The organism is Mycobacteroides sp. CBMA 271 (genome assembly GCF_009729205.1).
GTDB lineage: Bacteria > Actinomycetota > Actinomycetes > Mycobacteriales > Mycobacteriaceae > Mycobacterium.
The window spans coordinates 661,074-686,118 of record NZ_VTHB01000002.1 but is presented as its reverse complement, the minus strand read 5'-3'; the positions used below and the strand labels follow the sequence as shown (position 1 = coordinate 686,118).

Here is a 25,045-nt window from a genome sequence, read left to right as displayed (position 1 = left end):
AACATCAGCGACCGTACTGATGTCAGTTTCATTGACATGTCCGAGGCGTGAGGTCCGGGAAGGTGGTCGGGTGAGCCCACGTTCGGTCGGCAGGACAATCCTGGCCCGAGGCTGGATGCCGTTGGTCGCCGTCATTGCGCTCAGCGTCGCGGCGGGATCCATGTGGAAAGTGCACCAGTTCTCCGCCCCCGGACCAGTGATCACCGTGAATCCGCCGCAGGCGCCGCCGGAGTTCACACCCAAGACGCTCACATACGAGGTGTTCGGCTCGGTGGGGAACGGCGGGATGTTGAGCTATGTCGATATCAGCGGCCATCCGCATCAGGAAGATGTGACCACGCTGCCGTGGTCCCACACGGAGACCACGACGCTCACCGTGGTGTCGGGCAGCATCTCGGTGCAGGTGCGTGGGGGTCAGGTCGGCTGCCGGATACGCGTGAATGACGTTGTCCGCGACGAACAGTCCGACGACCATGCGGACGCGAACGTGATGTGCAGGGTGAAGTCGGCATGAGCGAGCAGAGTAAGCACGGCGTGAAACCGCCCTTCGTGGCGAGGATGGTTCGCATCCTCGCCGTGCCGATCATCGTCTTCTGGGCCATTGTCGCGGTGACGACGAATACGTTTGTGCCGCACGTAGAAGATGTTGCCGCGGAACTCGCGGGGCCGATGATCCCGCACTACGCCCCGTCGCAGCGGGCGATGCTGGAGATCGGCGAGAAGTTCCACGAGTCCACCTCCACGAGCCTGACTATGCTTGTGCTGGAAGCCGATCGGCCGTTGGGGGAGGCCGATCACCAGTACTACGACGACCTGGTGCGCCGGCTGAAGAACGACACCGAACACGTGCAGTACGTGATGGACACCTGGGGCAAGCCGATCACCGCGGCCGGGGCGCAGAGCCTCGATGGCAAGTCCGCGTTCGTGTTGCTGCGCTTGGCCGGCGATATCGGCCAGATGCAGGCGAACAAATCCGTCGCCGCGGTCAAGGAACTGATCGACAAGGACACACCACCGCCCGGACTCAAGGTCTACGTCAGCGGTGCGGCACCGCTCGCCTCGGACACCTTGAGTGTCGCGAACTCCAGCTTGAACAACATCACGATCGTGACGATCTTCCTCATCATTCTGATGTTGCTGATCGTGTACCGCTCCGTCACCACGATGCTGGTGCCGTTGTTCGGGGTCCTGGTCGAGATGCTGGTGGCCCGAGGCGTTGTCGCCACCCTTGGGCATTTCGGATACATCGAGCTGTCCTCGTTCGCGGTCAACATCGTCATCTCACTGACGCTCGGCGCGGGAACCGACTACGGCATCTTCTTGCTGGGTCGGTATCACGAGGCACGGAACGCGGGTCTCAGCCGAGAAGAGGCCTACTACGCGGCCTACCGAGGCGTCTCCCATGTCATCATCGGGTCCGGACTGACGATTGCGGGAGCGGGGCTGTGCCTGAGTTTCGCGCGCCTCAACTATTTCCACACCATGGGACCGGCCGTCGCCATCGGCATGCTCCTGACCATCGCGGCGGCGCTCACGCTCGGTCCGGCGATGCTCAGCCTGGGCAGTCTGTTCGGACTGTTCGACCCCAAACAGAAAGCCAAGGCGCGTCTGTATCGGCGCATTGGGGCGAGCGTGGTGCGGTGGCCCAAGCCGATCCTCGTGGCAAGTGCCGCTGCGGTTCTCGTTGGCGCGGTCTTCGTGCCGACCTACATGGTGAGTTACGACGATCGCGCCTACCAGCCGACGGATGCCCCGGCCAAGGAAGGTTTCGCGGCTGCAGACCGCCACTTTCCGCCGAGCAAGTTGTTCACCGAAATGCTGATGGTCGAGTCGGATCATGACATGCGGAACTCGGCCGATTTCATTTCCTTGGACCGAGTGTCCAAGGGGCTGGTCCGGCTTCCCGGCGTCGCGATGGTGCAGAGCATCACCAGACCCATGGGGCGAGCGCTCGAGCATGCCTCGCTGCCTTACCTTTTCACCACGCAGGGCAGCGGCAACGGTCAACAGCTCCCATTCACCATGGCGCAGAACGCCAACACAGATAAGCAAGCCCAGATCATGGCGCACTCGGTTGCGGTGCTGCGGCAAACCGTCGACCTCACGCAAAAACTGGCGGACGAACTGCACAACACCGTCGTGACGATGGAGGACATGCAGCAGGTCACCCAGGACATGAACGAGAAGGTCTCGAACCTGGACGACTTCATGCGTCCACTGCGCAACTATTTCTATTGGGAGCCACACTGTTTCGACGTCCCCGTCTGCTGGTCCTTCAGATCGCTGTTCGACATGCTCGACAGCATCGACAAACTGGCAGCCGACATCAAAGACGCCGTGGGCTCCCTCGAAGCCGTGGACAAGCTGATGCCGCAGATGGTCGCGCTGCTGAAGCTCACGGCCAATGACCAGGAGGCCCTGCAGTCCCTCATCGTCAACACCTACGGCCAAACGAATCTGCAGGCCACGGCCACGAACCAGACCTTCGACGACATGATCAACGTCGGCAATGACTTCGACGCATCCCGCAGCGACGACTTCTTCTACATACCGCACGAGGCATTCGACAACGAGGACATCAAAACCGGTATGACACTGATGATGTCGCCGGATGGCAAGGCGGCCCGGTTCATCGTCACCCACATGGGAAATGCCATGGGGCCGGAAGGTATCGAGCACGTCAACGATTTCCCCAACGCCATCACCACGGCGTTGAAGGAGACCTCGTTGGCCGGGTCCAAGGTCTATATCGGCGGCGCGGGGTCTAATAACAAGGACATCAAGCAGTACGCCGCGTCCGATCTGCTCATCGCGGCGATCGCCGCCTTCACGCTGATCTTCTTGATCATGATGGTGATCACGCGAAGCCTGGTGGCCCCCTTCGTGATTATCGGAACGGTGGCGTTCTCGTTCGCGGGAGCCTTCGGGCTGTCGGTGCTCATCTGGCAGCATCTTGTCGGGCTGCCACTGCACTGGTTGATCTTGCCCCTGACGTTCATCATCCTGGTGGCGGTGGGGTCGGACTACAACCTGCTGCTAATCGCCCGACTTAAAGAGGAGACGCACGCCGGGTTGAACACCGGCCTGATCCGTGCGCTCGGAAGTACCGGTGGGGTGGTGACTTCCGCGGGTTTGGTCTTCGCCTTCACCATGCTGGCCATGTTGTCGAGTGATCTGCGCACCATCGGCCAGGTGGGTACCACCGTGTGCATCGGCCTGTTGCTCGACACCTTGATTGTGCGGTCGTTCATCGTGCCGGCACTCGTTCGACTGCTGGGAACCTGGTTCTGGTGGCCAACAAGGGTTTTCGCGCGACCGAAACCGGACCGACTCAGGCGCCAGGTCGGCGCAGAATCGTCAGCGACTCGTTGATCTTCTTGAACGTCGAGAAGGTTTCTGCTGGCACTCCGAAGAGCGCGGCCAGCACGTCCGGCGGTAACTTGCTGATCGACGCGCCAATCCCGATGTCGTCCTTGCCTTCCTCGGTGCTGGCGTTGAAGACGATGAGAAGCCTCAGGTCTTCGGTGCCCTTGTTCTCGAAGTAGTGCAGCGAGCCCTGCGGCGCGAAGACGACGTCGCCGACGTGGGCGTCGAATGTTTCGGAGTGCCCCTCCGGATCCAATAGCGTCCAGGTGGCGACGCCGCCGGTGATGACGTTGACCTCCCATGCGCTGGGATGCCAATGCGGTTCCCGGATCCCGCCCGGCTGCAGGGTCACCATGACCACGCTGGCCTGCTGTCCGGTGAGGATGGGGAAGTTGCGCTCATGCGCCTGACGCAGATCACCGCCGTCGAAGGTGGTGGGCGCCAGTGCGCTCAGATGAAACAGGTGTGGTTGGGCGGTGTTCAGCTCGGCGGGGATGCGGGGATCACCAAAGCGGGCGGCGTCGTCGATCACGGCCGGGTCGTGCGGGTCGTCATGGGAGCGGGGAGACGACAGTGCCCGGTCGGCGCCCGCGCCGGCGACGGCCGAAACCCCCGCCAGGCCAGCGCCGCCGAGCATGGTGCGTCGGTTGATCGATTTCATCTCGCCAACGTAGGACCCGCAGATTGATTGCGAAAGGCGATAGAAGTAATTAGTGGCAACGAAAAACGTGATTAATATTTCGTGACGGACAACTCTTTTGCAAGGACTTTCGTACCCAAGGACGCCCAGGTTGAGCTAGCTGACAGGATCGCCGGTTTCCTGCGCCAAGATTGCGCCCCCGAGCCAGCGCTTGAGGTAGCGGCGCAGTTCGTCGCGCGATCGGGTCGGCTCGTTGGGAGAGACGAAGAACGACAACATGATGCGTAGTGCGAACTCCACCAGGCCGCGTTTGGCTTCGTCGTCGTAGCCGTAGTGATCCCAGTCCACGTCGAACCGGTTGAGCATCCGCAGCCCGAACGCCTGGGCCTCGTCGGAGGTCATGTCACTGCTATGTGAATGAGCGTATGGCTCGGACATCATGATGCCCAAATGCGGTGTGCGAGTGACCTCTTCGAGGGTGTAAAGCACGCCCTCGGCGAGCGCGTCTGTGGGATCGGTGATTCCCCGCACCACCTCGGTCAGTCGATCCAGGAACCCGTCGACCGACGCAATCGAGGCGGCGTGCATGAGCGCCTCTGCGGTGGGGAAATACCGGTAGACGGTCTGTCGGATGACGCCGATCTCGGCGGCCACCTCGGCCAGGCTCACCGCGGCGCCCGTCTCATCGATCAGCTTGACCGCCGCGGCGATGATCCGCCGGGAGGCTTCCTCATCGGAACCGGGCGGTTGCCCGTCCCAACCGCGTCTACGCGCCACTGCTAAGTCCCCGGGCCGTCGACATCACTGCAGCATATCGCCGTTGACAGACCTCGTCTGATCCAGTAATCATACATATCAACAGTTAAGTGTATGATTGTATGTTTCACTCAAGCGAGGTGCCTTCCATGACGGAACTCATCGTGCGCAAGCTTCGGTTTGCGTTCGCCGACCATCACGTCCCGTTCCTCTGGAACGAGTCCAACCCCGCGTTTTCGAGCATGGCCAATGCGGTGTCGATCTTGGCCATTGCCTTCGAGAAGATGATCGGGCAGATGATCCCCGAGCTCATGCCGGCAATCACCGACCCGGCGATCGCCGAGGAGGCGGACGCCTTCGTCAAACAAGAGGGTCAGCACTCCATGGGCCATCGCCAGCACGTGAAGGGTCTGATCAAGAGCTACCCGGGCCTCAAAGAAACCCTGGACGAGGTGGTCGCGGCCTTCGATGACCTGACTGCCAACACGCCGTTGAAGTACCGGTTGGCCTATACCGCCGATCTGGAGGCCACCTTCACTCCCGTGTTCAAGCTGATGCTCGACCACGACGACACTTTGTTTGCACCGGGAGACGACCGGGTGGCCTCATTGTTCCTGTGGCACTTCGTCGAAGAAGTCGAGCATCGCAGCTCGGCGCTCATCATCTATGACGCTGTGGTCAACGACCCGTGGTACCGCATGCGGGTGGCACCGTCGATCTTCAAGCACGTGTGGGCAATGCTGCGCATCGCCTGCGAAGGCTTCAACAAGCACGTTCCCCTCGAAGACCGCAAGGTGGATGCCCTATCTATGTTCGGCATGCAGGCACGGAAAAAGAAACTGCTACAAAGTCTTCCGTGGGGCGAGGCCCCTTACGATGGTCCGATCGAAAACGCGTTCAAGACTCTCCCGGCGCGCGAAGTGATCGTGGCGATGTCGGGCGCGGTCCGCAGCCAGATCCCGGGCCACGACCCGGCACAGGAGAGGCTTCCGGCATTGGCCGATAAATGGTTCGCGCGGTACGAGGCGGGTTATGAAGTGACCCAGTGGTACACCGGTGGCAAGACCCCGGCGCCCGAGGCTGAGGCTGAGGTAGAACATGTCTGATTTATGCGCGCCTACATTCGTCGAACTTGCAGCGCGACTGGGTTTCTCCTGCGAAACCGCCGGCGGGCTCGTCGCCTTCCGCAACCCGTTCTCGCTGGAAAACTGGACGCTGCCCGTCCTGGAGCTGACCGTGATCGCCGGTGCCGTCTTGGCGCTGGTGTACGCGATCATCCGGCTGCGCCGCGACAACGATCCGACCAACATCGTGGTGTGGTTCGGCGCGATCGCCTACCTGTTGATCATCGAACCGCCGCTGTACTTCCCGGGCCCGTTCGGTATCAGCGAGCACGTCGATACCATGTTCGCGCACAACGTCTTTACCGTGGATTTCCTGTGGGGACGGCTGCCGCTCTACATCATCGCGATTTACCCGATGATGGCCACCGTCGCCTTCGAGATTGTCCGTACGCTCGGGGTGTTTCGTCGCTATGGCGTCCTGGTCGGCGCGATCTGCGTCGGCTTCATTCACCATGCGTTCTACGAGATCTTCGATCACCTCGGACCGCAACTGCGGTGGTGGGAGTGGACGCTGGACAACCCGCTCAACAAGCCGTTCTTCGATTCGGTGCCCATGGGCAGCGTGGTGGTGTTCGCGGCGCTGTGGCCGATGTCGCTGGCGTTCTGCGTGCAGCTGTTCGTCGGGCGGCATGTCGACGACGGCCAAACTTTCACAGGTGTTCAGATCCTTTGGCGCACTGTTGTTGTAGGCGTGCTGGCATCGATCGGCACCGCGGTGTTGCCGCTGCCGGCCACCATCGCGGGCACGATCTCGGACAGCACCTCCGTCACCGGCGTCGTTTACGCCCTGCTGCTGGTGGTTCTCGCGGTCACGGCGGCTGTCGTGTTGACCAAACAGTGGCTTCGCCGCGGCAGTCTGCCGGACGGGTACGCCACCCGTCCGGCAATTCTGATCTATGCGGGGGTGTATCTAGTCGTGATGGCCGTGTTATGGGCGGTCGCGCTGCCCGACTACTTAGGCGCCACGAATGGTGTTACCGCACACGGTGACCCGATTGGGAGCCTGTGGTACGCCGCGATTTGTCTGGGGGTCGCGGCAGCGAGCTCAATAGCTGCCTGGACTGTCGCCGCGCCCAGCCGGGGCGACATGGCACAGAGGGGGCACACAATAGCAATCGGAACCGGAGAATCCTAGAGCCAGTCTGGTTAGTTTCGCTGCGCGCATTGTCGACGGTGGCTATGGCGTGCCGGTGGCCTTCGGCTCCAGAATCGGTGGATGCGGATGGCATCGGCGCACCCGAATGTTTGCAGGCGGTCTGGGGCAAGACCGTGACGCGACCAAAGTTTCGCGGTGTGGCATCGGGGTTGGATGACCTGGAGTGGCAGATGAAGGCAGCTTGTCGCGGAGTTTCGACGGATATCTTCTATTGCGCCGAAACTCTGCGCGGTGCCTCGCGCAAGCAGTACGAGGTGCAGGCGAAACAAATCTGCAACGAGTGTCCGGTGCGAAAGCCGTGTGCGGCGCATGCCATAACAACCGATGAGCCACACGGTGTTTGGGGTGCAATGACCACTCGTGAACGTCGCCGAGTCGCGACGCGGTCAATGGTTAAGGCAGGCCCCGTAGAGCAGGTCCGTGGCGATTGAGCTCCTGAACTCGTCGGTTGCGTCCGTACGGTCGATGTTCATCAGCACCGCGACAGCGTGGCTCCGATCCTCCGTCAGCGCCACCACCGTGGAGGTGCCGTTATCGCGGCCGGAATGCCCGACGAACGGGCGTCCGCGGATCTCCTCCTCGATCCAGCCCAGGCCCTGGTAGTGCGCGACAGCGGGATCGACTTGCCGGCGCAGCATCGCGTCCACTGCGGCGGGTGACAAGACGGCTGGCTCGCCACCCAACATCGCGCGCAGCGAGGTCGCAAGATCACGCACCGAGCAACGCAGCATCCCGGCGGGCACGTCGGCGTACCCCTCCTGCGGCATCTCGACAAAGGTGCCATCCGAGAATTCGTAGGGTTTCGAGAGCACGTTGGGCGCAAATTCTTTCAAGTACCAATGCGCGTTTCGAATGTCGAGCGGACGGAACATGTTGTCTCGTACGTAAGTAGAGAAGCTCTGTTTACTGACACACTCGATGACATATCCGGCCAGCGCGACGGCGACATTGCAGTAGTCCCATCGGTGCCCGGGCCGCTCGCTGAGGAACGATCCGTTTGGGGAGTAGGCGCGGCCACCTGCCACTAGGTAGTTCCGTAGGAAGTCGGACAGGGACTGGGTGGGGTCGCCTTCCGACCATATGTCTTCGTACCCCTCATCAGAGATGCTGGACGTGTGGGTGAGGAGCTGGTGCGGAGTGATGGGCACATCGGGGTGGTGAGGGTTGCGGACCGGAAAGTCGATGAATGAGTTCACATCGCCATGCAGATCTAGCCCACGGCGTTCGAAGAGTTGGACAAGGGCGGAGGCCGTGAACAGCTTGCTGACCGATGCCAGATGGGTGGGGGTATCGACGGTGAATCCCCGTTGTCGACCTAGATCGGCGAATCCGAATGCTGCGGTGTAGCGGGTCGAATCGCGGGAGGTGATCGCGACGGACGCCCCGACGATGTGCGCGGCCCGCATACGATCTGCAACCCCCGATTCGAATTCACGGCGCCAGTCTTGGAATGAACGGTGGTGACCTTCGCGTGCGCATGCAGCGAACGCGGCGGGGACGAGTAGTCCGGCGAATCCCATCTTGAGTAACAGGCGGCGAGTAACGGGCACTGAAAGATATTGACACACAGGTAGATACGTGGCCAGGGAATTTGCCGCCCGGAGTTAGCGGCGAGCGACCGCCGAGCCACGCGCTCCTCGATACATAGTTGAAACTGCAGTTAACTCTCGACGAATGTGCCGCGGTATGGAGTTGGACCTTCTGGTCAGATCTTGATCGAGGGCAGCAGCCTGGTGAGGTTCCAGGTCTGATTACGTCGCGCCGACAGGCACGTGATGGCCAGCCCGCCAATCATTATGATGAGCAGCGTGATCACCGCTTGCCAGAGACGGCCGTCAATGCCGCCCAGGATCAGTTGACGTAATCCGTTGACCCCATAGGTCATTGGGTCATACTTGTGCAGAATCTGGAACGGCCTGGACGTAGTCTCCACGGGATACATGCCGCCGGCACTGACGAGCTGCAGCATGAGTAGCGCCATGAGCAGCACGCGCCCCACCGCCGGCCCCACCACTGCGTTGATCGCCTGTGTCGCCGCGACGAACGCGAACGAGATCAGCACCATGAACGCCAACATCGCGACGGGGTGCGCGGCGTGCATGCCGAGGGCGAATCGCACCACGCAGTACAGGATGACCGCTTGGAAGATGCCGATCGTGGCCGCCGGCAGATAGCTGGAGAGTGCCACCCTTATGGGGAGAATCTCCGCGGCGATTGCTCGGTTTTGCAAGGGCCGCAAAACCATCCACAAAACCAGTGCGCCGAAGAACAACGCGAGCGTTACGAAGAACGGTGCCATGCCGGTGCCGAAGTTGGGTGCGGCGTTCTCGTGTGAGGTCTCCAGGTTGACCGGACCGCCGATGGTGTCGGCGATGGCGTCCTTCTGCTGGGCGCTCCAGTGAGGTATCTGCTTGGCGCCGTCGGCAAGCTTCGTCGCCAGTTCGGAGGAGCCATCCCTTAGTTGGGATGTACCCGATTTCAGTTGCCCCGCACCGTCATCCATTTGGGCGATGCCGCTGGCCAATTGTGCGTTTCCGGTGGCGAGCTGCTGCGCCCCGTTGCGCACCTGGTTGAGTTTGTTGGTGAGGTCCTGCCCCTTGCCTCCGATTTGATCGAGCGCGACTTTCAGTGGACTACCGGGCCCGCGCAGGGTCTCGGTCATGGCGATCGACGCGTTCTCGGCGTCGGTGAGCTGCTGACGGATCTGGGGCGTGAACTGATGTTCGCGCAGCTGATCCTGTATCCCGCGCAACGTGTTCGCGGCCGGATCCTGGCGTCCGGCAAGCTGATCGATCACCGCGGTGAGCGCGTTGGCGGCCGCATCCTGTCCCTTGGCGACACCGTCGATTTGGTTGTTGGCCTGCCGCAGGGCGTCCGTCCCCTGCTGCAGTTTGTCGGTGCTGCCGCCGATGGACGAGACCGCCTTGGCCACCGTCAACAGGGGATCGGTGGCCTGGTTGATGCCATCGGAAAGCTGTTTGGCGCCGGTGGCCAGTTGTGCGGATCCCGGGCGGGCGGTGTGTAGTCCGTTGGCGAGCTGCCCTGCGCCGTCGTCGACCTTGACTGCGCCGTCGGCGAGTTGCCCGGCGCCGTCGGCGGCCTGCTGGATACCCGCACCCGATGAAAGCACCACGGAGAGAACCTGATTAACGGCTTGCCCGGAGATTCGGGTGGAGACGGCATTGAGCACCTGGTCGATGGCGGTGCGGCCGATGCTGGAGGAGATGTAGTTGTTGGCGTCGTTGTAGACGGCGACGAGATTGGCCCGTTTGGGTTGTCCGGTCAGTGGTGAGGCGATGGCCTCGCTGAAATCGGGCGGCAATTCGAGCATGAAGTAGTACGAGCCGTGCTCGACTCCATTACGTGCCTCATCCAAACTGACGACGTGCCAGTCCATGCTGCCGTCGGCGGTGAGGCTCTTGGAGATCTCCTCGCCGATATTCACCTGTTGTCCGGAGACAACGGCGCCCTTGTCGGCGTTGACCAATGCCACCGGCATCTTGTTGACGTGGCCGAAGGGATCCCAGTACGCCCACAGGTAGAGCGCGCCGTAGACCAGCGGCAGCAACATGATGACCACGATTGCGGCGCGGGTCATTCGGCTGCGGCCGAAGCGCTTTATTTCTGAACCGTATGCGAGTCCAGCCAGCATGGTTAGTCCCTCCCGGTGAGGATGCGGTGATCGTGCAAGTCGTGGATGGGGGCGTCGGTGCCCAGCGGGTTGGTCACCCCGACGACGACGGTGCGCTGGGTGGCGATGACGCCGAGCCGCTCGACCGCGGTGGTCCGCCGTACGTTGTCGCGGACCTGTTCGAGGTCGCCGACGATGAGGATCGGCCGATCCGAGAGCAGCGCCAGGGTGATCCGGAGTAGGAACAGCTCAAGGTCGGACAGTTCGACGATGAAGGTTTCCCCGGACGGTGGGGTCAGTTCCCCGAAGACTTCGGCGAGCTTGTCGCGTCCGGTGTCACTGGGAACCCGCGAGAACCACGGGGCCAGCCACCGGCGCTGCTCGGCCAGCACGGTCTGCACCGTCACGGTTTCTTCGAGCTCATCGATATCGGCGAAGGCCGCGATGGCGACGTGACGACGGATCGCGCGCGGGTCGGTCTCGCCCATCACCGAGACGGTGCCATGGCTGGATTTGAGCCGGCCTGCCAGCGTCAGCAGCAGGCAGTGTTGACCGGGACCGCCGGGCATCTGGATGGCATGGAATCCCGAGGTGAGTTCCAGATCGATATCCGAGAAGAGCGGCCCGTGCTCTCCGTTAACGCCCAGTTCGGCGGCGGTGATCAGCACCGGATCGGTCTCGGGTTCTTCGGGTGCGGCGGCATCCGATACGTCCGCCTCGGCGTCCGGCTCGTTCTGTGCATCCATGGATTGCTCGTTTCAGATCGCGGACTGGCACGTCTATTCGATCAAACACCATGCTGCCAGGGGAAATCAGTGTGATGTCGCGAATGCCTGGTCCTGGGAGTGGCGCCGCTTGGCTAGCTGCGTCACAGTGCTTTCGCACCGAGATTGAATCCTTGGCGGGAAAGTTCGAGTAAGGACCTATCTAGTTTCAATCTCGCGGGATGCTGTCGAGATCTCACGAACCCATCGACAGGGATCCCCATCGAACCGTTCGAGGGTGACGAACTCGTGAACGGCATTGCGTTTGAGCGTGGTCAGCTGCTTGACCGGCCTGCCGATGGGTAGTACCGCAGCGACCGCGTGGGTATCGGGAATGCCCAGCAGCTCACGCACTTTCGGCTCTTGCGCCACGGCCATGGTGGTCAAGGTTCCGCCGAAGCCCTCCGCGCGAGCGGCCAGCAGGATGTTCCACGCCAACGGATAGATCGACGCTCCGCTGATCACGCCGATGCGATCCAGGTCTTGATCCGTGGCGGCGACCAGCCGCAGATCCAGGCATACGACCAGGACCACCGACGCGGTGCGGATCGGTTCAATGACTGACTCAGGGACCACGGTTGCCGCTGTCGTCTCCGGCGCAACGTGCGTGGGGGTGATGGGATTCCACGGATTCTCGCCCGCCATGATCTGCGCGAAGTAGCGTCGCGCACCCGGTTTCGTTGCGTCGACCAGGCTTTCACGTGTCTGGGCATCCCTGACCACGATGACGTGCCCGGCTTGTCGGTTGCCGCCGCTAGGTGCGAAGCGCGCGTTATCCAGAATGCGATCTAACACGTTGTCGGGCAGTGGTTCCCCGGTGAACTCGCGTGCCGCGAAGGTGGTGCGCATGACATCGTAGAGCTCCATGGCGTCACTCTAAGTGTTCTGCGTTCCGTGGAGATCTAACAGAGAACAGCCGCGGGGCACTTCTTTCGGAGCGCTAGTCTGCGGAACGCGGCGGATTCAGGCGTCGTTTGATCTCGTTTTGGAGGGATCCGAGGACGCCGCGGACGGCGGCTTCGGTAACGACCACCGGCGTGAGCACCGACTCGGCCACGCCGACGATGCGTTCGACGCGAGTCATCACGTTCTCCATCCGTTCGACGATGACCATCATCCGCGGTGTGAGTTCGCCGATGACACTGAGCGTCTCGCTCATATCGACGAGAACGACCGACATGTCGGTGAGTACGGTGTCCAGTTGCTCGACGGTCACATCGGCGTTCAATGCAGCGCGGGCGAGTTTCTGGATCCGCTCACGGCCGGTGCGGGGGCCGGGTTGGCTGGGGGCGTCGTCGACCACGCGGTCAGTATGCAGGTCGGGCGATCATTCGTGTAGATGTGCCAGCAGATCTGCCTGGTTGATCTTGAAATGAGGCAAGGTCAACCATCGCCGCGTCTGTTCGTGTGCTCGCCCGATGAGCTCGGCCGAATGTGAGAAGTCTGCCGGCGACGTACGCACCGGGCACAGCGGCGGCACCACCCGTAGATCGACGGTGCTTTCGAATCGAGCCACGTCCGCCGCCATGCGCTGGTTGATGGCAAGTGTCATCGCGTGCAGCGCCATGGCCACCGCACCTCGGGGTGCTTCGGGCAGAGCGCAGGCATATCCGGTCGGCAACACCCAGATTTCGGTGGCGCCGAGCGCGACAGCATGGGAGAGCGGAGTGTTGTTGACGACCCCGCCGTCCATGTAGTCGTGCCCGTTGATCCTCACGGGTGGCAGGACCGCGGGCACCGCGGCGCTGGCGGCGATAGCGTCGACAGGATCGCCGCTGGACAGCCGAACATCCTCACCCGTCAGCACCTCGGTGGCGACCACGTGCAACGGAATCGGGGCGTCTTCGAGCCGCTGAAACTCCACGTGGTTCTTGAGAAGACGCCGAAGACCAGCGTCCGAGACAAGGCTGCGCCGGCGCCCGATGAAGCCGAGGAATCCCGTAGCGAGACTTGGGGGGAAGACATCGTTACGAGACAACGACCGCCAGAGATCGGCGAGACCGTTGATACCGTCGACGTCGGGCCGGGACGCTATCCAGCCCCCGTTCAACGCGCCCACCGAGGTGCCGACGATCAGGTCGGGGGTCACTCCGGCCTCGGCCATGGCCAGCAGCATTCCCACTTGGATGGACCCGAGGCTGGCGCCACCGGATAGCACGAACGCCGTTGTCATGAATCCAACACTAACGAGATAGCCCCGTGTGCAGGACCGGCTGGGAGATGATGGTCGGAATCTTGGTGATCGACAGATTTTGGGGGTCTCATGCAACGGACATTGTCGGTGGGTCTGATTGTCGTTCTGGTGGGATGTTCGGCGCCGCAGCAGCAATCACCGCATCTGAGTGAACCACCGCGCGCACCGTCGGTGTTCGCGTACACCACGTACATCGCGTCGCGGGTGAAGTACGAACCGGAGCCGATCGCCGAGCTGGGTGTTGTGCGAGGCGGAATGACGATCGCGCAGATCCCCGGACGGTTTCTCCGCTCGGGCTTTGTCACCGATGACGGCGAGCGCGTCGTGGCCCGCCAATACGGCGGGCCGGACGACGGCCATCTCGTCGTCTATGACCTGCGCACCGGCCGCAGCCGGACCTTGTCCTTCGCCATCCCGGTGTACTCGACGGCGTACCCGGGTGGCGGAAGCACGGTCGTCTGGTGGGACAGGCCGAATCGACTCATGCGTGCAGACCTGGCGGACGAGGAGCCGAAGCCGGAGATGCTGCGCGAACTCTCGCTTCCGCCACTGGAACCGGGGGTCTCTGACTCCGATGTGTATATCGCAGCCGAACGCGATGGACAGCTGCTGGTCACCCGTCACGAACGCGCGCACGCGCCCAACGGGGGGCCGCAATCGCTGTACCTGATTTCCCGGGATGGCCGGGTGCGTGGTTACGGAGTAGAGGTGGGCACCGCCGGCATCTGGAACGCGTCGTTCAGTCCCGATGGAAAGCGGATCGCCTACAACGGAGTTCGTTATCCGCCACCTCGAGAACCTGGTGGCGTGAGCAGCTGTTTTCACGACCCGGTCGGGGTGCTTGACCTGGAGACCGGGCAGACCGAGACGACCGACGTGCAGGGGCATCCCGATGACGACACCGAGTCCTACGTGCGAACTCTGTGGTGGGGGTTGTCCGGCACCCTGCACGCGAGCTCGGCCGCGGTGCATTGCGGCCCGGGCGGACAGCGGATAGGCGAGAAGCGCTTCGCCGAATGGACCAAGGATGGCGACATCTGGGACAAGGTTGGGGAAGAACCCGTGCTCGAGTCGGTGGAACTCGCCGATGGTGCGAAGGCTGTTGTGCTGCAGTCCGGGGATCCGGCAGATGACGACGTCGGGACGCTGTACTACGTCACCGCCGACGGGAGACGGACGCAGATCGCCGAACGCGTCGTCGACGTTGTCCGATAGCATCCCTTGCGGCCCAGAACTGCGTCCCATGGTGGTGGATTGATGAGCGGAATAGAGCGGGTAGTGACCCGCGGAACCTTCGAACTCGACGGCGGCAGTTGGGAAGTCGACAACAATATCTGGATAGTCGGCGACGATTCCGACGTAGTGGTCTTCGACGCCGCCCATTCGGCGGAGCCGATCATCGAGGCGGTCGCCGGCCGCAACGTGGTGGCGGTGGTCTGCACCCACGGGCACAACGACCACATCACTGTCGCCCCCGAGCTGAGTCAGGCCCTGGATGCGCCGGTGCTACTGCATCCCGCCGATGACATGCTGTGGCGTACAACGCACCCGAACAAGGACTTCCGCAGCGTCGAGGACGATATGGCGCTGCGTGTGGGCGGTCTGGAGTTGCATGCCCTGCACACGCCGGGGCATTCCCCCGGCTCGGTGTGTTGGTACGCGCCGGACCTGCGTGCGGTCTTCTCGGGTGACACCCTGTTCCAGGGTGGGCCGGGTGCCACGGGTAGGTCGTTCTCCGATTTCCCGACGATCCTGCAGTCCATCTCCGGACGTCTGGGTCCGCTTCCCGTGGACACCGTCGTCTACACCGGCCACGGTGACACCACCACCATTGGGGACGAGATCGTGCACTACGACGACTGGGTGGCGCGCGGCCACTGACACCGCACGAGAAGGCACTCAGGTACAGAAATCGGCCGAATTCTGTACCTGAGTGCCTTCTCGGCGTGAGTCTTACGGCGCGTACTTGTCGAGAGCCTCTACAGCACAACGGCGTCCAACTTCGATGACCTCGGTGGCTCGATGGAAGTCGAGACTCCGGCTCGTCGTGCGGGGCACCTCGATGAGGACGTCGGGCGGGTGTGATGCAAGTTGCATGCGGGCAAGTGCCGATTGCATGATCTCGATGGTGCGGTTCATCACTTCGAAGCTCGTCAGTTTCGCGGCGGGATCTGGTTGACCGGCAGGCCCGGCATCTTCGGTCTCAAAGAGCGCCGAGGTATTGCGCAGCAGCCTGTTCAGCCACTCCGTTGTTACCCGCGGTTCGCGTGGCTCGGGCTCCGGGGGTGGCGCCGGAGCGCGCAGTTCATCGCCTCCGCTGAGGCTCACCGCCACCCGGAGCTCGGCGTGCACTCCGGCCAGCGGTGCCACCCCCAGTAGGTCGAGAACGCCGCCGTCGGCCAGCACCCGTCCATCCATCACGTGCGGCGAGATCATCCCGGGTATCGCGATGGAGGCCCGGATGGCCGACGACAATGAGCCACGCTGCAGCCATACCGACTTGCCGGCGATCAGATCCGTTGCGACGGCGGTGAACGGGATGGGCAGTTCCTCGATCGTGACGTCGCCGAGCAGTTCGCGCACCACGTCAAGAATCTTCTCCGCGCGGAAGAAGCCGGGGCTGGCCCATGTCGGGTCCAACAGCCGAAGCACTGCTCGCTGGGTCAGCGATGTTGCCCACGTGGCGAATTCGTCGAGCGCCCCGGCTGCTTCCAGGCCGCCCACCATGGCACCCATCGATGATCCAGAAATCCCAGAGATCTCATAGCCCCGCTCGCGCAGTTCGCGAATCACACCAATATGCGCGTAGCCACGCGCACCGCCTGCGCCCAGCGCAAGTGCGACCTTGGTCCCGGGTGCTCTCACCTCGTCAGTCATCAGCTCAATCTTGACAAGAGTGCGGCCAGGTATCCAGGTGAGGTGCGTGACACCCGGGTCTAGCGACTGTGGGGATCGGATGCGTTCAGTGCAGCGACGACCTCGTCGTAGTTGCCGCGTGCCTCGCCGTAGCGGAGGAATTTCACCTGTTCTACCTGGATCTCGGTGGCGTCAGGCTGTGTCTCCAGCAGCGTCACCACCTCATCAACGAAGTCCTTGAGGGGCATCGCGAAATCACTGTCCTGTTGCCCCGGTAACAGGTTCGTGCGAACCGCGGGTGGCTGCAGCTCCTTGACCTGGACCCCGGTGTCCGCGAGCTGTAGCCGGATCGACTCGCTGAGCATGTGGATCGCGGCCTTCGACGCGTTGTAGCTGGGCGTGGCTTTCAGCGGCGCGAAAGCCAACCCCGAAGACACCGTGACGATGGTGGCTTCCGGCTGCGCTTGCAGGTGTTCGATGAAGTTGGCGATCAAGCGGATCGGGCCGAGCACGTTGGTGGTGACGATCTCCTCGGCAGACTGAAGAAACGACTCGGGGTGGTGCCAATCCTCGACGCGCATCACCCCGGCCATCGCGATGAGGACGTTCAGGCTCGGATGCTCGGTGAGCACCTGTCGCGCTGCGGTGTGAATGCTGGCCGGGTCCGAGATGTCGATCTGCACGGCCGAGATGCCGGGGTGTTCGGCGCTGATCTGTTCCAGCAGCTCGGTCCGGCGTCCTCCGATGATCACGGTATTACCCTTGGCCTGCAGAGCTATTGCGAGTTCAAGTCCGATCCCGCTGGTGGCGCCTGGAATGAACACTGTGTTTCCCGAGATCTTCATCGCAGGCCCTCCATCGATTATGTGTACGTACCGTACATATAGTTAATGTACGGTACGTACACATAGTTGGCAAGGAGTGGGAGGCGACGGTGACTTCTGTGGAAGGGGGCGAGGTGAAGCAGCCTCGTCGAGGGCGTCGGCCGGCCGATGAGGTGCGTGAGGAAGTCCTTCAGGCGGCGGGTGACCTTCTCTTGGCCGAGGGGATGCGTGGGTTCACCATCGACAAGGTCGCGGCTCTCTCCGGCGCAAGCAAGGTGACGATCTACAAATGGTGGCCGTCGAAGGGAGCACTCGCGCTCGACGGCTACTTCCGAAAGGTTGAACCGGAACTGGGATTCCCGGACAGCGGGGACATCGAGCGCGACCTGCGCACCCAGATGCACGCCTTTCTGGGCGTCATTCGGGACGGTGCCGGGAGCGCGATCATCGGAGAACTCATCGGTCAGGCGCAGACCGATCCGGAACTCAAAGCGGCTTTTCTGCAACGGTATTCAGGGCCACGACGTGCCCTCGGTGTTGCGGCGATACGCCGGGGACAGGAGCGAGGACAGATCCGGCCGAATACGGATCCCGAGGTCATTGTGGATCAACTGTGGGGAGCCTGCTACCACCGGTTATTGGTGCCGGATCAACCGTTGACGGAGAGCTTTGTGGATGCCTTGCTGGACAACGTGTTCACAGGGATCGGGGCATGAGGAACGCGGGCCGGGAATAGAGCCCACCTTTCCGGTGGTTTGAGGCGACATGCCACGCAAGTTCTCCGAAGCCGAACGCCAAGAGTTCCTCGCCGCGAAGCACATCGCCGTGCTGTCGGTTGCGGCCGATGATGGCCGCCCACCAGCTAGCGTCCCCATCTGGTACGACTACGCGTCCGGCGGCAACATTCGAATCAATACCAGTGCGGGAAATCGCAAGGCCAGGCTCATCGAGCAGGCGGGCGCGGTGACCGTGACCGTGCAACACGAAGAGCCGCCGTACCAGTACGTCGTTGTCGAGGGAACGGTCGTCGAAACGACACAGGGCGCCCCGGCGGAGGTCCGCGAGGCCATCGCGATCCGGTACCTCGGCGAAGAGGCCGGACGGGAATTCGCGCGCAGCTACGACACCGCCGATACGGTGCTCTTTACGATCCGTCCGGATCGCTGGCTCACCGCGGATTTCTCGGACGATCTCTGAGCCGAGAACGCTTGGCGTGAGTTGCCGCACTCACGCCAAGGCGAGGAACAGTTTCTCGAGTTCTGCCTCGGTCATGGGAGCGGTGTTTCCGTTTTTGTCGGCGGCAATGCATTCGCGCAGTCCTGTGGCGACGATCTTAAATCCGGCGCGGTCGAGCGCTCGCGACACGGCGGCCAGCTGAGTCACGACATCTTTGCAATCGCGCCCATTTTCGATCATGTTGATCACTCCGTTGAGCTGCCCCTGTGCGCGGCGCAGTCTGCCGAGGATCGCGGCGATGCTGTCTTGATCGTCGATCATTGGTCTACCTTTCGAGGGCTCCTAGCTGCTTTCACTATACCCTCCTGGGTATAGTGCGCACGGTCTGTTTGTGCGCTGGCTTTAAGTCGGGCGCCTGCGGACTTGCATCGGCCACCAGAACCAGGGGCCGAGGAGCCCGGCTATCGACGGCGTCATCAGTGAGCGGACGATGAGTGTGTCGAACAATAAGCCCAGTCCGATGGTGCTGCCGGCCTGACCGATTGAGCTCAAATCGCTTGCCGCCATAGACATCATGGTGAAGGCGAACACCAGACCCGCGGCCGTGACGACTCCGCCGGTTTCGCCCATCGAGCGGATGATGCCGGTCTTCAATCCCGCGCCGATCTCCTCCTGGAATCGTGACACGAGCAGCAGGTTGTAGTCCGAGCCGACAGCCAACAGGATGATCAGCCCGAAGACCGGTGCGATCCAGTTGAGCTCGAGACCCAGGATGTGTTGCCACACCAGCACGGAGAGCCCGAATGCCGCGCCGAGGGAAAGCAGCACGGTGCCCACGATGACTAGCGAGGCAACCAGTGCGCGCGTGATGATCATCATTACTGCGAAAATCAGTGTCAGGGCGGCGATTCCGACGATCAGAAGGTCATAGTGAGAACCGGATTGTATATCGCGGTAGATCGCGGCGGTACCGGTGAGATAGAACTGCGCATCGGTCAGGACGGTTCCCTTCACGGCCTGGTGGGCGGCCTCCAATTCGGAGGTGACCGCGGAAATCCCCGCGGGGGTCGCTGGGTCCTTGTCGTGGGTGATGATGAAGCGTGCCGCGTGGCCGTCGGGCGACAGGAATAGTCTCAGGCCGCGCTGAAAGTCGGGGTTCTGGAATGCTTCTGGCGGCAGGTAGAAGTAGTCGCCGCTGCGGGACGCGTCGAAGGCCTGACCCATCGCGCCGGCGGTGTCAGTCATCTGCGCCAGCTGTGTGACCAGGTTCGAGAAGCTGCTGTGGATCGTCAGCAGGGTGCCGCGCATGGACTTGGCCACGGCAATGATCGGTATGAACTCTGCGGCCATGTGAGGAATCACGGCGTCGATACTTCCGACGTCTGTGGTCAGTGCGCGCATCTTGTCGCCGAAGGTGTCGACGCCGTCGATCGAGTCGAATACCGAACGTATTGCCGTGCATACAGGGATATCGAAACAGTGCTGATCCCAATAGAAATAGTTACGCAAAGGCCGTATCACGTCATCGAAGTCGGCCAGATGGCCCCGGATCTCGTCCAGTGTCGCCTTCGCGTCTGTCATATCGCCGGTCATACGGTGGGTCGCGGTGCTCATCTGGTCCACGAGAGACTGCATGCGCTCCATGGATCCGATCATGGCGGCGAGATCTTCACTCATGGTGAGCATATCGGCCGCGCGGTCCTTCATGAATTGAAGGTTCTGCTGGATGGGAATCGACTGTGCGCTGATCTGGAATGGTATGGAGGTGTGCTCGATTGGTCCGCCCAAGGGGCGGGTGATGCTCTGCACCATCGAGATTCCCGGTGACCGGAACACCTCCTTGGCGATCTTGTCGAGAATGATCATGTCGCCGGTATTGCGCATGTCATGATCGCTTTCGATCATCAGGATATCGGGATTCATTGTGGCGGCGCTGAAATGGCGTTCAGCCGCCGCGTATCCAATGTTGGACGGCAAATCGCTGGGTATGTAGAAGCGGTCGTTGTAGCTGACCTTCATGGTCGGCATTACGGCGATACCGATTAGCGCTATGGCCAATGAGGCGGCGAACACCGCGCCGGGCCAGCGCACGGTGGCGGTACCGATACGCCGCCACCGGCGGACCTTCACGGCTCGCTTCGGGTCGAGCAGACCGAACCGGCTCGCGACCGCGACGAGGGCGGGCGCGGCGGTCAGTGCGCCGGCAACAACGACGAGCAGCCCCAGGGCGGACGGGATGCCTAGTGCCTTGAAATAGGAAAGCCGCGCAAGATGCAAACACAACGTGGCACCGGCAATGGTCAGTCCTGAGCCCAGGATGATGTGGAAGGTACCCCGAAACATCGTGTAGTACGCCGATTCTCGGTCTTGGCCGGCTTGGCGCGCTTCCTGGTAGCGGCCGATGAGAAATATCGCGTAGTCAGTACCTGCCGCGATCGCAAGAGATGACAACATGGCCACCACGAATGTCGAGAATTCCAGTAGATCGTAGTTGCCGAGAATCGCGACAACACCTCTGGCGGTGCCCATCTCGAACCCGACCATGACTAGAACCAGCAGCATCGTGCTGATGGAGCGGTAGGTGATGAGGAGCATGATCATGATGACCGCGCCGGTCACGCCCATCATGACGAGCATGCTTTTGTCAGCGGCCTCGTTCATGTCTGTGGTCAGCGCCGCGGGGCCGGTGACATATGCCTTGAGGCCCGGTGGTGGGGTGGAGTTGCCTACGATTTCACGCACCGCGGCAACGGATTTGTTGCCCAGCGTGCTGCCCTGGTCACCGGCCAGATTGAGCTGCAGATAGGCGGCCTTACCGTCGCGGCTCTGGACTCCGGAAGAGGTCAGCGGATCACCCCAGACGTCGTGGACGTGCTGCACGTGGTCGGTGTCTGCCCGCAGCTCTGCCACCAAGCTGTCGTAGTACCGGTGCGCCTGTTCACCGAGTGCTTCGTCGCCTTCCAGCACGATCATCGCGATGCTGTCGGAGTCAGATTCGTGATACTTCTGGCCGATGTGTTTGGCCGCGATCATCGCCGGTGCATCCTGCGGCGACATGGTGACCGCATGCTCTCTTGCCACGGACTCTATCGGTGGCACAAGAACATTGACCGCGACGGTCAGCAGTAGCCAGGCCACCAGAATGGGGACGGCGAATCTGCGGACAAATCGCATGAAGGCCGGACGTTCTTGGGTGGAGGCGTTCATGCGGCTTTGACCAGACAAGAGGCCTGGGCGCGGTGCCCGTCCGCGGACTGCTCGGCCTTGGTTTGATCGTTCACGATGATCCGGCACCCAAGGGCGGTGCCATTACCTTGCGCCACAACGCTTGCGAGCGCCGCTGGTGCCGTTGTTTCGATCGTGTACGTCCAAGGCAAGCTGGCGAAGTCGGCCTGTTGCGGCTGGGCGTCTTTGTCCAGGTAGTTCACCGTGCCGGTGGTGCCGGTCGGGCCATAGATCTCGTATTGCACCCGCTTGATCGTGGAGGACGCAAGGGGTTCTGCGCTGATGCCAGTGGCCGCGAATATCGGTTCGGAGCCGAACGCGCCTCGCAGGTGATTCACTGCGATCGCGCCGAGACCGACCGCGCACGCGACAACCATCGGGACCCACGCCCGCTTCAACGCGGCAACCATGGCGGTGCGCATCACCCGACCACCCTTCTGCTGTAGATCAATGCTTTTGGGCAACGACATGCTGCATTCATACCATACCCCCTAGGGTATAAACACCAACGATCCACACTCGGCCCTACTCCTCGTAAATACGGTAGGGGGTATGGTATGAATGGAATCAGAACGAACCGCCGTACCGGCGCCATTGTGGGCGTTTTCCCTGGTGTCGGCCGTGTTTCACAATGATGGGAGATACCGCATGTCGACACTTGGCCGTGTGAAGGTTTGGCTCGACCCGGTGTGCCCGTTCTCCTGGAACACCGCCCGGTGGCTGGACACGGTCGCGGGTCAGTCCGGTCTGTCGGTCGATTGGCAGCTGATGAATCTGGCCGTGCTGAATGAGGGTAGGGAGCTGCCGCCCGCCCAACGAGCACGCATGGATGACTCGCGTCGCGTGGGACGGCTTATGGCCAGCATCCATCGTGAGCTGGGCCAGAAGGCTTTACATGATGCGTATTTCGTCTTCGGTGAGCTGTATTTCGATAATTCGATACCCGTCGGCGCCGATCTGGTCGAACAGGTGCTTGCGGCAGTCGCACCCCTGCGGACATCCATCGAATCGTTGTCGGACACCTCGCTCGACACGCTGGTCCGGTCCACCCACGAAGCCGGGCAGCGGGCGTTGGGCGATGTCGGTGGCAGCCCCCTATTGCAGGTCGAGGAGCGCACGTTCTTCGGGCCCGTGTTGACGGCGTTACCGGACCGCGCTGGTGCGCACGCGTTGTTCGACGCGGTCATCGCGCTCGCACGGGTACCGGAGTTCACGCAACTGCAGCGCCCGCGTCCGGCGCATTGAGAGCAGGTAGTCAGTGAAAAACGAAGTCCGAGAGGAAGAGGGAACGCAGAACATGAAGAAGATTGTCATCCTGGGTGCCGGCATCGGCGGCCTGAGTGTGATCAACGAGCTCCGTCAGTCCCACGCACCGCTCGAGGATCTAGACATCACGATTGTGGACGAGGACTTCGCGCATTTTCTGGGATTTACCCTGCCATGGGTCATGCGGGGTTGGCGTGACGCGGAGAGTGTGCCGATTCGGCCCAGTGCCCAGACATTGTCGGGGATAACCACCGTCACGGGCTCCGTTGTCGGCATCGACACCAGCGCACGCACCGTATCCCTATCCGACTCCTCGACTCTGGACTTTGACGCGCTGGTCATCGCCACCGGCGCTCGTAATGCCCTCGACAAGATTCCGGGCTTGAGTGAAGCAGCCGCCCGGGGTGATGCGGTGCACTACTACGGCGTTGCCGCAGCCGGTGAGGCCCGGCGCGCGCTTGAAGAATTCTCGGGGGGCAAGCTCGTCTTCCTGGTGACATCACAGCCGTACCGCTGCCCGGTGGCTCCCTACGAGGGGGCCCTGCTCGCCTCGGACCTTTTGAACGAAAAGAACATACGAGCCAGCGTCGACATCAGCGTCTACACCCCGGAGAAGCACCCCATGCCGTCGGCGGGCCCGTATGCGGGACCTCAGCTGGTGGAGCTGCTCGGGGACAACAAGATCGCCTTCCACGGTGAGCACGCCACAGAACGCATTGACCCGGACGAGAAGGTCGTCGTATTCGAGGACGGCTCCACAGTGAGTTTCGACTTGTTGGTGTTCGTTCCGCCGCATGAGCCGTCCGTCACCATCGATGGGGCGGAGTGGATAGGCGTCGATCCGCAGACCATGCAGACGACCCACGAGGGAATCTGGGCGATCGGTGACACCACGTCGGTGACGTCGCCCTCTGGCAGGCCCCTGCCGAAGGCTGCCATTTTCGCCAAGAACGGTGCCAAAGCGGCTACCCAGAACTTGCTTCACTATCTCGACAAGTCCGATCGGACCGCGGAGCTCTCGGGACTGGGGTACTGCTACCTCGATACCGGTCAGCACCGTGCGGCGCAGGGTAAGGGCGACTTTTTCACCCTGCCGCATCCGGCAATCACGCTTACCGAACCGTCTACGGGCCAGCATCGCGATAAACAAGACGAGGAAGCCGAGTGGCGTGACATGTGGGAGTCGCGTTCCGGTGCTTGATGTCTCGCGTCTGCAGGGCCCGACGGGGTCTGCGGATCTACGAGACCCGGATCCAGTCGACGAGCATCTCCGCGGGGTAGGTGCCACCGCGTGGATCGCCGCCGCCGGATCCGGCCACCGCCAGATTCAGCACCGGAAAGACTCGGTGGCCGGGATTGTTGAACGGCCAGTCCGCGAGAGAGTTGGCCGCTACCTCGAAGTATGGAGCGGCGCCGTCGGTGTAGTCGCGCCAGAATCGGATGCCCTTGTCATCCCACTGGGTGCGCCAGGTGTGCCAGGCGCTGTCCAGGGACAGGTTGTGGGTCTTCCATTCCGAGCCGTTTGCCTTGGCGTGCACGGTGGTTGCGGCCGGCCAGCTGCCGTTGCCATACCACTCGACGGTGTCGATCTCACCGTCCTGGTCGCTCCCGAGCCAGAACGCGGGCCACGCGCCCGGGGTCAGGCAGTTGAACTTGATACGCGCTTCCCAGGTGTGACCGACACCGAGTTCAGTCGTGCTGTAGATCTTGCCGCCGTAGTAGGTGTTGCCGTCCTTGGTGGCCCGGATCACGAGGTTCGAATTACCGTCGAGGAACACATTCTTGCGATCGTCACGGTATTGGCCGACATTTTCGGGGAGCTCCCAAAACGTCGGGTCCTTCATGGACTCGCGCGCCTTCGACACCGCCCACTTGGATCCATCGGGTGCGGAACCCGCCGGGCCGTCGAACTCGTCAACGAACACGTACTTGCCGGTGGGCGGCTGTTGGGGCGGGATCTGCGGAGCCGGTTGCGCCCACGCCTCCGGCATAGAAGCCGCCGCTGTCAGCATGCCGAGTCCTGATAACGCCATCATGCGGCGCCGATCCATGTTCACCATCGCCGCC

Annotated in this window: 25 protein-coding genes; 11 read left to right on the top strand and 14 right to left on the bottom strand. The window is 62.3% G+C overall.

Annotated elements, in window-relative coordinates:
- The first annotated feature begins 115 nt into the window (after positions 1 to 115).
- Together FZI91_RS08575 and FZI91_RS08570 are read left to right on the top strand one after the other, a co-directional pair.
- Positions 116 to 514: an MmpS family transport accessory protein gene (locus FZI91_RS08575; RefSeq protein WP_155938638.1), complete on the top strand. Its 399-nt coding sequence runs from the start codon at positions 116 to 118 to the stop codon at positions 512 to 514.
- Entirely contained in the window at positions 511 to 3,372 is a 2,862-nt protein-coding gene (locus tag FZI91_RS08570; protein ID WP_155938468.1) for an RND family transporter, read from the top strand. Before FZI91_RS08575 ends, FZI91_RS08570 begins: the two co-directional genes overlap by 4 nt.
- Here the strand turns inward: FZI91_RS08570 and FZI91_RS08565 are convergent.
- Complete coding sequence (locus tag FZI91_RS08565) at positions 3,332 to 4,027, bottom strand: cupin domain-containing protein (protein WP_155938466.1); 696 nt, start codon at positions 4,025 to 4,027, stop codon at positions 3,332 to 3,334. The genes FZI91_RS08570 and FZI91_RS08565 overlap by 41 nt on opposite strands.
- A 135-nt stretch (positions 4,028 to 4,162) precedes the next feature.
- Complete coding sequence (locus tag FZI91_RS08560) at positions 4,163 to 4,783, bottom strand: TetR/AcrR family transcriptional regulator (RefSeq protein WP_162526542.1); 621 nt, start codon at positions 4,781 to 4,783, stop codon at positions 4,163 to 4,165.
- 128 nt (positions 4,784 to 4,911) lie between these two features.
- On the opposite strand from FZI91_RS08560, the gene FZI91_RS08555 reads away from it, so the two are divergent.
- The 3 genes from FZI91_RS08555 to FZI91_RS24200 are packed head-to-tail and all read left to right on the top strand — an operon-like array spanning position 4,912 to position 7,473.
- Positions 4,912 to 5,868, top strand: a complete 957-nt coding sequence (locus FZI91_RS08555) for a metal-dependent hydrolase (RefSeq protein WP_155938464.1) — start codon at positions 4,912 to 4,914, stop codon at positions 5,866 to 5,868.
- Positions 5,861 to 7,021: a hypothetical protein gene (locus FZI91_RS08550; protein WP_155938462.1), complete on the top strand. Its 1,161-nt coding sequence runs from the start codon at positions 5,861 to 5,863 to the stop codon at positions 7,019 to 7,021. The genes FZI91_RS08555 and FZI91_RS08550 overlap by 8 nt, the downstream gene beginning before the upstream one ends.
- Positions 7,022 to 7,065: 44 nt before the next feature.
- Positions 7,066 to 7,473, top strand: a complete 408-nt coding sequence (locus FZI91_RS24200) for a WhiB family transcriptional regulator (RefSeq protein ID WP_155938461.1) — start codon at positions 7,066 to 7,068, stop codon at positions 7,471 to 7,473.
- On the opposite strand, the gene FZI91_RS08540 is transcribed toward FZI91_RS24200, so the two are convergent.
- The 6 genes from FZI91_RS08540 to FZI91_RS08515 all read right to left on the bottom strand — a co-directional run bounded on the left by FZI91_RS08540 (position 7,429) and on the right by FZI91_RS08515 (position 13,610).
- Positions 7,429 to 8,448 (bottom strand): serine hydrolase, encoded by a 1,020-nt coding sequence (locus tag FZI91_RS08540; protein ID WP_208091264.1) that lies wholly within the window; start codon positions 8,446 to 8,448, stop codon positions 7,429 to 7,431. The genes FZI91_RS24200 and FZI91_RS08540 overlap by 45 nt on opposite strands.
- A 299-nt stretch (positions 8,449 to 8,747) precedes the next feature.
- Entirely contained in the window at positions 8,748 to 10,694 is a 1,947-nt protein-coding gene (locus FZI91_RS08535) for a YhgE/Pip domain-containing protein (RefSeq protein WP_155938459.1), read from the bottom strand.
- A 2-nt stretch (positions 10,695 to 10,696) separates the two neighbouring features.
- Complete coding sequence (locus FZI91_RS08530) at positions 10,697 to 11,419, bottom strand: hypothetical protein (RefSeq protein ID WP_155938457.1); 723 nt, start codon at positions 11,417 to 11,419, stop codon at positions 10,697 to 10,699.
- Between the two features lie 177 nt (positions 11,420 to 11,596).
- The gene (locus tag FZI91_RS08525; RefSeq protein ID WP_155938455.1) at positions 11,597 to 12,304 is read right to left on the bottom strand and encodes a nitroreductase family protein; all 708 of its coding nucleotides are present in this window, start codon (positions 12,302 to 12,304) and stop codon (positions 11,597 to 11,599) included.
- Between the two features lie 73 nt (positions 12,305 to 12,377).
- The gene (locus FZI91_RS08520) at positions 12,378 to 12,740 is read right to left on the bottom strand and encodes an ATPase (protein WP_162526541.1); all 363 of its coding nucleotides are present in this window, start codon (positions 12,738 to 12,740) and stop codon (positions 12,378 to 12,380) included.
- 24 nt (positions 12,741 to 12,764) lie between these two features.
- Positions 12,765 to 13,610: a patatin-like phospholipase family protein gene (locus tag FZI91_RS08515; RefSeq protein ID WP_155938451.1), complete on the bottom strand. Its 846-nt coding sequence runs from the start codon at positions 13,608 to 13,610 to the stop codon at positions 12,765 to 12,767.
- Between the two features lie 90 nt (positions 13,611 to 13,700).
- Here FZI91_RS08515 and FZI91_RS08510 point away from each other — a divergent pair, with 90 nt between their 5' ends.
- Together FZI91_RS08510 and FZI91_RS08505 are read left to right on the top strand one after the other, a co-directional pair.
- Positions 13,701 to 14,846: a hypothetical protein gene (locus FZI91_RS08510; protein WP_155938450.1), complete on the top strand. Its 1,146-nt coding sequence runs from the start codon at positions 13,701 to 13,703 to the stop codon at positions 14,844 to 14,846.
- A 42-nt stretch (positions 14,847 to 14,888) separates the two neighbouring features.
- On the top strand, positions 14,889 to 15,512 hold the full coding sequence (locus FZI91_RS08505) for an MBL fold metallo-hydrolase (protein ID WP_155938448.1): 624 nt from the start codon (positions 14,889 to 14,891) through the stop codon (positions 15,510 to 15,512).
- Between the two features lie 72 nt (positions 15,513 to 15,584).
- Here FZI91_RS08505 and FZI91_RS08500 read toward each other — a convergent pair whose 3' ends face one another.
- Both FZI91_RS08500 and FZI91_RS08495 read right to left on the bottom strand, forming a co-directional pair.
- Positions 15,585 to 16,508 carry a patatin-like phospholipase family protein gene (locus FZI91_RS08500; protein WP_155938446.1) on the bottom strand — a complete coding sequence of 308 codons (924 nt, stop codon included), beginning with the start codon at positions 16,506 to 16,508 and terminating at the stop codon, positions 15,585 to 15,587.
- 59 nt (positions 16,509 to 16,567) lie between these two features.
- Entirely contained in the window at positions 16,568 to 17,332 is a 765-nt protein-coding gene (locus FZI91_RS08495) for an SDR family oxidoreductase (protein WP_155938444.1), read from the bottom strand.
- Positions 17,333 to 17,484: 152 nt separating this feature from the next.
- Between FZI91_RS08495 and FZI91_RS08490 the strand changes: the two genes are divergently transcribed.
- Positions 17,485 to 18,027, top strand: coding sequence for a TetR/AcrR family transcriptional regulator (locus tag FZI91_RS08490; RefSeq protein WP_162526565.1), 543 nt, complete (start codon positions 17,485 to 17,487; stop codon positions 18,025 to 18,027).
- Positions 18,028 to 18,076: 49 nt separating this feature from the next.
- The gene (locus FZI91_RS08485; protein WP_155938440.1) at positions 18,077 to 18,508 is read left to right on the top strand and encodes a pyridoxamine 5'-phosphate oxidase family protein; all 432 of its coding nucleotides are present in this window, start codon (positions 18,077 to 18,079) and stop codon (positions 18,506 to 18,508) included.
- A gap of 30 nt (positions 18,509 to 18,538) precedes the next feature.
- Here FZI91_RS08485 and FZI91_RS08480 read toward each other — a convergent pair whose 3' ends face one another.
- The 3 genes from FZI91_RS08480 to FZI91_RS08470 all read right to left on the bottom strand — a co-directional run bounded on the left by FZI91_RS08480 (position 18,539) and on the right by FZI91_RS08470 (position 22,134).
- Positions 18,539 to 18,808, bottom strand: a complete 270-nt coding sequence (locus tag FZI91_RS08480) for a metal-sensitive transcriptional regulator (protein ID WP_155938438.1) — start codon at positions 18,806 to 18,808, stop codon at positions 18,539 to 18,541.
- Between the two features lie 81 nt (positions 18,809 to 18,889).
- Positions 18,890 to 21,694, bottom strand: coding sequence for an RND family transporter (locus tag FZI91_RS08475; RefSeq protein WP_162526540.1), 2,805 nt, complete (start codon positions 21,692 to 21,694; stop codon positions 18,890 to 18,892).
- The gene (locus tag FZI91_RS08470; protein ID WP_155938636.1) at positions 21,691 to 22,134 is read right to left on the bottom strand and encodes an MmpS family transport accessory protein; all 444 of its coding nucleotides are present in this window, start codon (positions 22,132 to 22,134) and stop codon (positions 21,691 to 21,693) included. Before FZI91_RS08470 ends, FZI91_RS08475 begins: the two co-directional genes overlap by 4 nt.
- Before the next feature lie 226 nt (positions 22,135 to 22,360).
- Here FZI91_RS08470 and FZI91_RS08465 point away from each other — a divergent pair, with 226 nt between their 5' ends.
- Both FZI91_RS08465 and FZI91_RS08460 read left to right on the top strand, forming a co-directional pair.
- The gene (locus FZI91_RS08465) at positions 22,361 to 22,957 is read left to right on the top strand and encodes a hypothetical protein (protein WP_155938434.1); all 597 of its coding nucleotides are present in this window, start codon (positions 22,361 to 22,363) and stop codon (positions 22,955 to 22,957) included.
- A gap of 52 nt (positions 22,958 to 23,009) precedes the next feature.
- Positions 23,010 to 24,179 (top strand): NAD(P)/FAD-dependent oxidoreductase, encoded by a 1,170-nt coding sequence (locus FZI91_RS08460; protein WP_155938635.1) that lies wholly within the window; start codon positions 23,010 to 23,012, stop codon positions 24,177 to 24,179.
- 37 nt (positions 24,180 to 24,216) lie between these two features.
- On the opposite strand, the gene FZI91_RS08455 is transcribed toward FZI91_RS08460, so the two are convergent.
- On the bottom strand, positions 24,217 to 25,038 hold the full coding sequence (locus tag FZI91_RS08455; protein ID WP_162526539.1) for a family 16 glycosylhydrolase: 822 nt from the start codon (positions 25,036 to 25,038) through the stop codon (positions 24,217 to 24,219).
- Positions 25,039 to 25,045: the final 7 nt, after the last annotated feature.